Origin of the sequence: Paenibacillus sp. MAEPY2 (genome assembly GCF_000499205.1) — a bacterium.
GTDB lineage: Bacteria > Bacillota > Bacilli > Paenibacillales > Paenibacillaceae > Paenibacillus > Paenibacillus vandeheii.
In genome coordinates this window covers 1-8,053 of the sequence record NZ_AWUK01000054.1, presented here as the reverse complement: position 1 = coordinate 8,053, position 8,053 = coordinate 1, and the positions used below count along the sequence as shown (strand labels likewise).

Here is an 8,053-nt window from a genome sequence, read left to right as displayed (position 1 = left end):
AACTCCAGATCCAGTTTACGGACCCTCGCCTCCGCATCGGACGATGCCGCTGGCTCGGGGCGAACACGCACTACCGCCCACATGTGCGCCTGGCAAGGGGCCATCACTTCCGCCTCCTCCAGCGCAAAAGGCAGCGGAGCGGAAGCGGGCGAGTTCCCATACCGTTCTGCTGTGCTCGCAAGGGCTGTGCCCTCCAGGCCTGCCTCGCCTCCCGAACTCAGCACTTCCGCGATCTGATCTCCTGCCAGTAGGGCGATGGACGCTTGCAAGGCACCATCCACCATCCCCGGATGCAGCACGGTGTCCGCCTGCCCTTCGAAGAGAGCTTGCGGCAGACGAAGCTGCGCCAAAGCCTCGTCCGTCCCCCAGTGTAGTTCGACAATCGCCTGATGGGACGGACCGTACTCCAGACCCAGTTTCCGAAACGTCTCATAACAGACTGCCCCGCTGATCTCTCCCTGCGTACACCTACTGCGCACAGCCTGCAAATCCAGACTTTGCCCCGCTTCTGCAAGGGGCCGTCCCACACTTACACTTCCCTGGCTATACACCGCTTCGCCAGACTCATTTGATAACGCTGCCCCTATTTCATAGGACAGGCTTCCATCAGCCTCGGCCTCAAGCACGAGATGAACCTCCACAGGCTCCTCTCCAACGACGAGAGGCCTGCTCCACATTACATGGCGCAGCAGCAGACTGTGCGTGCGCGGAGGCCAATTCGCTGCGTGCGCCGCTGCTGCCCGGGCCATTTCCAGCTGAACGACAGCCGGAAGCAGCTGGTGTCCCTGCACCACATGATCGCTCAGGAAGGGCTCTTTGCCATTAAACTGACTGCTGTACCACTGACCTCGCAGCAAATCCGAACGGTTGTGGTGCAGCATAGAGTGCAGTAATATGCGCTCATTTGATGGTTTAACCGTGGTTGGTTTTTCTGTTACCGCTGACTGATTCATTTCTTCGTGCTCCACCCAATACCGTTCTCTGGCAAATGGATAGGTGGGTAGTGAAATGGTCCGATAGAGACCCTGTTCAAACAACAGATCATAATCAAGTTCATATCCCTGGATATACAGATCCGCTGCAGTACCCAGATGTTCTAAATATTCGCTTGCATGTGTCGTCTTCCGGCAGCTCCGCAAACATTCATTCCCATATCGCTGCAATGAGGAGTGCTCACGTGAAGTGTCCGGTGTTCCTTGTGAAACCCGAACCTGTGGTGCACTTCCTTTTTCCAACCAGCGCTGAAGTAAAGTCATCGCTTCATTCAGACTTCGGGTCACACAGGCGAGGCGGAAATCCATATGTTTGCGTCCCAATAACAGGGTGTAGCTCAGGTTACCGCAATCCAGTTCCGGCAATTGTCTTCCGTAGGCGGTAAATTGTTCAACCTGCTGACGCAATTGTTCGGCGGTACGAGCGGAAAGTACAATCAAATACCCCGGCATCGGCTTGGACGGTCTGGATCGCAGCGGTCCCTCCTCAATGACCATATGGGCATTCGTACCACTGAAACCAAATGAACTGATTGCAGCACATCTTCTGCCACTTAATCCGGCTTTCCATTCCATCGTGGCTGTAGGGATATAGAACGGGCTGTCACTTAAGGCGATCTGGCTGTTGGGTTGATGAAAATGAATGGAGGGGGCTATTTTTTGGTGACGCATCCCCAGCATAATTTTAAACAACCCCGCTACTCCGGCTGCCGTGGCCGTATGACCGATATTGCTTTTTACCGAGCCGATCGCACAGAACTGTTTTCCGTCCGTATGTTTTCTGAACGCCTGCGTCAATGCATTGAACTCAATCGGGTCTCCCAGCCGGGTCCCTGTCCCATGGGCCTCAACCAGTTGGATGTGTTCAGGATTAATATTAAAAGTCTCATATACATTCTGCTCAAGCCGTTCCTGGGATTTCGCACTGGGAGCAGTAATTCCATTGGTGGACCCATCCTGGTTTATTCCGCTCCCTCGAATGACTCCATAAATCTGATCACCGTCAGCCAGCGCCTCCCTGAGCCTTTTCAGGATAACCACCCCTGCGCCTTCTCCCGGAACGAAACCATCCGCTGCTTCATCAAAGGTATGACATCTTCCTGTTGGAGACAGCATTCCCGCTCGATTGGAAGCAATGTAGAATCCAGGGGTGGACTGGATGAATACGCCTCCAGCAAGGGCCATATTCGTCTCGCCGGTCCATAACCCCTGACAGGCCAGATGAATGGCCACCAATGAACTGGAACAGGCTGTATCCACTGTAATGGCGGGACCATGCAGATTCAGGTAATAGGCGATGCGCGCAGGCACAATCGAATTGGCGTTCCCCCAGAAAGCCTGTGGAGGGCCCTCATGTCCAAATATGCTTTGATAATCCATGCCGCTGCAACCTACATAGACACCACATTGAAGGCCCTCGGCCTTTTTGCCAGCATAACCGGCATCTTCAAGCGCCTTCCAGGACTCTTCCAAAAAAATGCGCTGCTGAGGGTCCATATAGGTGGCTTCCACACCGGATATGTTAAAAAACAGAGGGTCGAAACGATCAAAATCCTCTATAAAGCTGCCATGTCGACAATAGGAATGCTGATCAGCGTAATAAGCGTCCAGATCCCAACGGTTCACCTCTCCAATCAGATCATGCCCGGCTTGCAAATGTTGCCATAACTCCTCAGGATTGCGACTTTGTGCAAATCGGCCACTGATTCCAACAATCGCTATTTCCTCTCGGACGGACGGTGTTTCTTGATCCATTGTGGCCTCTTCTACCACAACGTTTTGCTCCCATGGCTTAGCTGAATACGGCTTAAAGCGTTGAGCTTCAGGGATATGTACCACAATTTTGCCTATATTACTGCGGTTTCCCATCGCCTTATATGCTTCTTTCACTTGCTGAAAAGGGTAGGTGGCATATATCGTCGGACGAACGATGTTCTGGTCAATTAGGATCGCCATTTCCTTCATATAGGTTCGAATTATAGAAGGATCACGAAAAGCCATCCGTCGCAAATCTACCGAGTAGAACGCCTGATTGTTCGATAATAAGGATAAATCAATACTTTTGGCTGATTTGAGGGCAGTCATGGCAATTTCAATATATCTGCCACCGGGAGCAAGACAAGCCATCCCCTTTTGAATCGCATCACCCGATAAAGTATTGATGACAATATCTACGCCTTGACCATTCGTAAGACGGTGGATCTCCTTGGCAAAATCCTGCTCCACATACTGAATGGTATGGTGCACACCCTGTTGTTGCAGATAGTTCAGTTTCACATCTGAACCGGCTGTGGCATAGATTTCCAGACCATAGTACTGGGCCAGCTGTACGGCAATAAGGCCTGTCCCTCCGGCAGCCGTCTGAATCAATATTTTTTCACCTGGCTGTGGTTTCGCTTTGTGGAACACATCAAGCATGGTCATGGTGACAGCAGGAAGTGAGCAAGCTTCTTCAAATGTTAATTTTTTCGGTTTGGGTACAACGTGGGCTGCCGGACAGATCACCATATTGGCATGCCCACCCATTTCCTCACCCATCATGGCAATCACTTCATCACCAATCCGAAGGTCTGTGACCTCGGAACCTGTTTGAACGACGACTCCGCTGACCTCAAAGCCAGGTGTAAACGGATAAGGGGGCATCGTCGGATACAGCCCTCTAACACATAACAGATCTCCAAAATTAAGTGAAAAAGCATGTACAGCAATTTGTACTTCATTTGGTTGGAGTGAACGGGAATGATCCTGAATCAGTTGTAGCTGTTCCGGTTCGCCAGGTTTCTCCAGCAGCAATCGATAATATGCACCTTCGAAATTAGATCCCAGCTTTTCGATATCTACCATTGTGCTTGCCCAAGTGGAATTAGGATTAATCCTCTCATCCCGAACTGGCAACCGATCCTCATTCCTATGCACAGCAGACTTCTCAGTCGTATGATTATCGCTGCTCATGTCCATAATGATGGCTTGTTCGTCTTTCCTCTGTGGAGATGTAACAGCCGGGGCAGGCAGCATGTGCGCCACAATCTCTTGTCGATATTGCTCCAGCATATGCTTGCTTAAGCCATGAACCGTGTTATGATCGAACAGCACTGTAGTCTGCATCACTATTCCGCATTGCTCGTTAATGAGATTGACCAGATTCACGGCAACAATCGAATCGACGCCATATTCAGAGAAACTTTGATGATTGTCGATCCGGTCCTGGCTCATTTTAAGGGATATCTCTATGCTGTCCCGGATGACCATAATAATATGATCGCGGATTACATGATCAGGAATATCCCCTGCCGGCGGCTGATGCTGCATGTTTCCAGTCTCCATAACGGAGGACGAACTGGGCTTCCACTCCATCTCAGGAATCGCTCTTGTTTGTGTCTGTACAGGATGAGATGCAGGACTCTGCTTTATTTCGTGTATAATGATGCCGTCACTTTGGGATACAACGATTTGTTGCCCCCACTCTTCAGCGTCCAATGCCGGAAAGCGAACATTTCTGAACCCCTCATGAGCAAGCACCTTTTTCCATGTTTTAGGTGTGAGGCCAGGGCAGCCCGGAATACGCAGCGCCTCATCTTCGTATAACCACCAGCCCTCCAACAAACCAAATGTAATATGGGCAAAAAGTGTATTAGCGGTTATCTCGTTCAGGAGCAAATGCCCCTGCTTTTTAAGAGATGCTTTGATATGTCTGAGCGTTTGACGAATATTGGCTGTGGCATGCAGCACATTGGCCGCAATTGCTATATCATAGACAGCTTCATCAATCGATTGATCAGTCAAATGTTTGGTAACATCTATTTTTCTGTAGGTCACATAAGGGTACTCATTCCCATAACGCTGCTCTGCCTGCAACAGAAAAGAGGAAGAGATATCTGTATAACAATATTCCTCAATGTACTGCGCATACGGTCTGAGCTTATCCAGCACAGGGGTACTGGTTCCGCCGGTACCCGCGCCAAATTCAATAATTCTCAACCGGATGGTTGCATTCTTTTTTCTTTTTTCTTCAATAACTGTTATAAGTTGTGATCCCAGAACCTCATTGAAATAGTCGGCAATGGGATTGTTTTGGTATATGCCTTCGACAAGTGTCATGCTTGAATTGGGGAAAAGAACATCCGTCGCCTGTTTGTGGCCCCGAAGAATATCAGGCAGGTGTTTTAATGCCGTTTCTGCCAAAAGGATCTGGGCTCGAAGGTGACCCTTCTGAAGCCATTGCTGTTTAGCTTCATCCCATTTCTGCCACACATTCTCGAAGGTGGTGAAGGACTGCCCGTCTGCACCGCTATTCCCCTCTTCTTTCGCTAACACAGCAAGTGACTCTTCCATCCAGCGATGAAACAAAACGGGTATCCCGTTTTTCTCTAACCATTCCCTGGTGCTGGAGTACCTTTTTTCAAATAAGCCCATTGCATGTAATTCTGCTGATAATAATGCGACAAGCCACCCGTGTAACTCATCTGTCTCACTGCGAAGTCCCTCGGGGATATGTGTTGTAATCGGAATATACACCTGATCATCCATTGTTTTAACCTCCCTGTGGTGGCAGATGCCCATTCATCAGAAACATTAATCCTCTGCTGCTACCCCATACCGTGAAGACGGTTCATGCCCCGTCAATACTTTCTTCAGTTACATATTCAGGGAAGCAACTTTGTTCAGGTTCAGCTCTTGCATGAAAAGGGGTCTAGTCGTTCTGACAAGTCCCAATTGATCCAGTGATCCTGTCAAAAGGATTTCCAGCGCTTTCATGGCTTCAGGTACTTCAATGGAACCGATACCGGCATTACTCATAAGCATGTTGTACTCTTCCGAGGCTACACTCCCTACACTTCCCCAATAGCCCCAATTGATGACTTTGACATCATAGGCACGCTCCCTTGCAAGCTGATGAGCAAACGCATCCTTAAAGGTGCAGCCAGCCACATAATTGCTTTGCCCAGGGGATCTGGTAAATGAATTAAAGGATGAGAAAAACAGCATGAAGTCGAGGTCATCCTGTCCAAATACCTGAGCCATGCTTGCACTTACAGCGACTTTTGCAGATAAGACAGCCCGAAAACGTTCCTCCTCCATATTGGCGATACTCTGATCCTGCAGTACGATCGCTGAATGAATTACGCCATGAATATGGGGATGTCTTCTCTTGATCTGTTCATAGGCCTTCTGGAGGGAATCTCCATTTGTTGCATCTGCCACAATGTACTCGGGAGCACTGCCAAGGGATGCCAAATGCTCCAGACCACGTTGAATGATCGAATCCGGTTCCCTGCGCCCGATCCAGATAATACGCGCATTGTACTCCCGCATCATGTATTCACTCCACACCTGGCCAATACCACCTGCCCCGCCGATGACCACATATACGCCCTCTTGACGATAAGCATGCTGGATGGCATGTTCATTGTGCACGTTTACCGGGAGCAGCTCCTGACGAAACCACTCGTTATCCCTGAATACATAGGCATTTCCCTGCGCGTCCCAAGGAAGTTCTTGCATTTGGGTCTCCACCCAGTCAACCTCATGTTCCAGATCGAGCAGCTTTATGTTCCACCGGGAGTACTCTTTGGCCAAAGAGCCCGCAAAACCATGAATGCTTGCATGAGTAGGGTTAATCTCGTCCACCGGGGAGGTGGGGATCGCATTGGTCGTAATGATGGTCAGACTCAAGCTTCGGTTACCATAACCAAGCTCTAGCAGAGTCTTGATCACTCTGAATAACTGAAGCACTCCCTGCTCCTGTCCCACAACAATCGAATGATCTGCCATGCTAACATTACCGGGAGATGGAGCCTGCCATACGATATGATCCAGAATAGCAAACTCCGACAGGCTGTCCTTCCAACCGGTTAGGCTATTCTGGGGCATCATGTGCATTGCACCCGGATATAATTTCAGGGCTTCTTTATGGCTTGTATCGTTGTCACTGATGATGAGCACCTTGTTACTAGCTGATAGCGATAGCGCTGCCTCTTCGGGCGTAAATACACTCCATACGGGTGTCATCAGAACATGCCCAACAGGGGGTGTACCCTGGGTCGTCAACGGATTTTGAAATAAAGGAAGCCTATCCGCTGACGGAGCTTTACATGCCATTTCTGTCATTCGAATGCATAACTTTCCGTCTGGACTATACATTTCAATCCCAAACTTGATCAGCCCCTGTGCTCCAGAAGGGTAATCCATCCGTTGGACTCGCACCCACATCTCTTCTGTGCAAGGATGCAAGAGTTCCAGCTGATCTAGTGTAAATGGCAGTGGCACTGAATCAGCACTTCGGCCCTCCTCCACATGTTGCTTCAGCAAAAGACCCATGGAGGTCTGGAACGCCGCATCAAGCAAATATGGATTCATTACATATTGCTCTGTGTGTCCGGCTGCCGGAGACAACCGCAACTGTGCCCAAACCTGATGATCCTGGATGAACAGCTGTGTAAGTCCCTGAAAGGCGGGCCCGTAGGATAGACCCAATCCGTCAAACAGGGAATAACATTCCTTACCTGTAAGGACACGTTCTGCCTTCTCAACCTGCCAAGGTTTATTTCCGGTTGGTTGAACGGATGCCTGTATTCCCCCCAGCAGAACAGAACCCTTGCAATGTGTTCGTTTGAGCTGCTCAGATCCATGAGTGAAGCTATAGATCTCGAAACCTACGATTTCATCATTCTGCTGTTTAAGTTCGATTAGAACATCAACCAGCTGATCAACCTGTAGAGGCGTCATCCATGTGACTTTCTGAATACATCGTACCTGCAACGAATCATCGAAAAGTCCAACAGCTTGCTGAACCGCCGCTCTGGCCATTTCCAGATAGGCTGTACCAGGAAGCCATTTCTCTCCATGTACCTGATGATGGGCCAAAATCGTTTCCTCGCCCGTAAACGTACTTGCATATCGTTGCAAACCAAAGCTGGACGTATTGCAATGTACAAGCGGATGTAAAATAGGTACGTCTGTATATTGTTTTACTTTGCTTCTCTGTTCTACTGTGACAGGAGGTTCAGGTACCCAGTAACGTTCGGCAGCAAACGGATACGTCGGCAGACTGATTCGACGCG

The 8,053-nt window shown here is 49.5% G+C and carries 2 protein-coding genes; both read right to left on the bottom strand.

Annotated features, from left to right (window positions below; all coding sequences use genetic code 11):
- A partial coding sequence (locus P364_RS0131730; protein ID WP_024634028.1) for a beta-ketoacyl synthase N-terminal-like domain-containing protein occupies positions 1–5,519 on the bottom strand: 5,519 nt, incomplete at its 3' end.
- Between the two features lie 108 nt (positions 5,520–5,627).
- On the bottom strand, positions 5,628–8,053 hold a 2,426-nt coding region (locus P364_RS0131725; RefSeq protein ID WP_024634027.1), incomplete at its 5' end, for an SDR family oxidoreductase.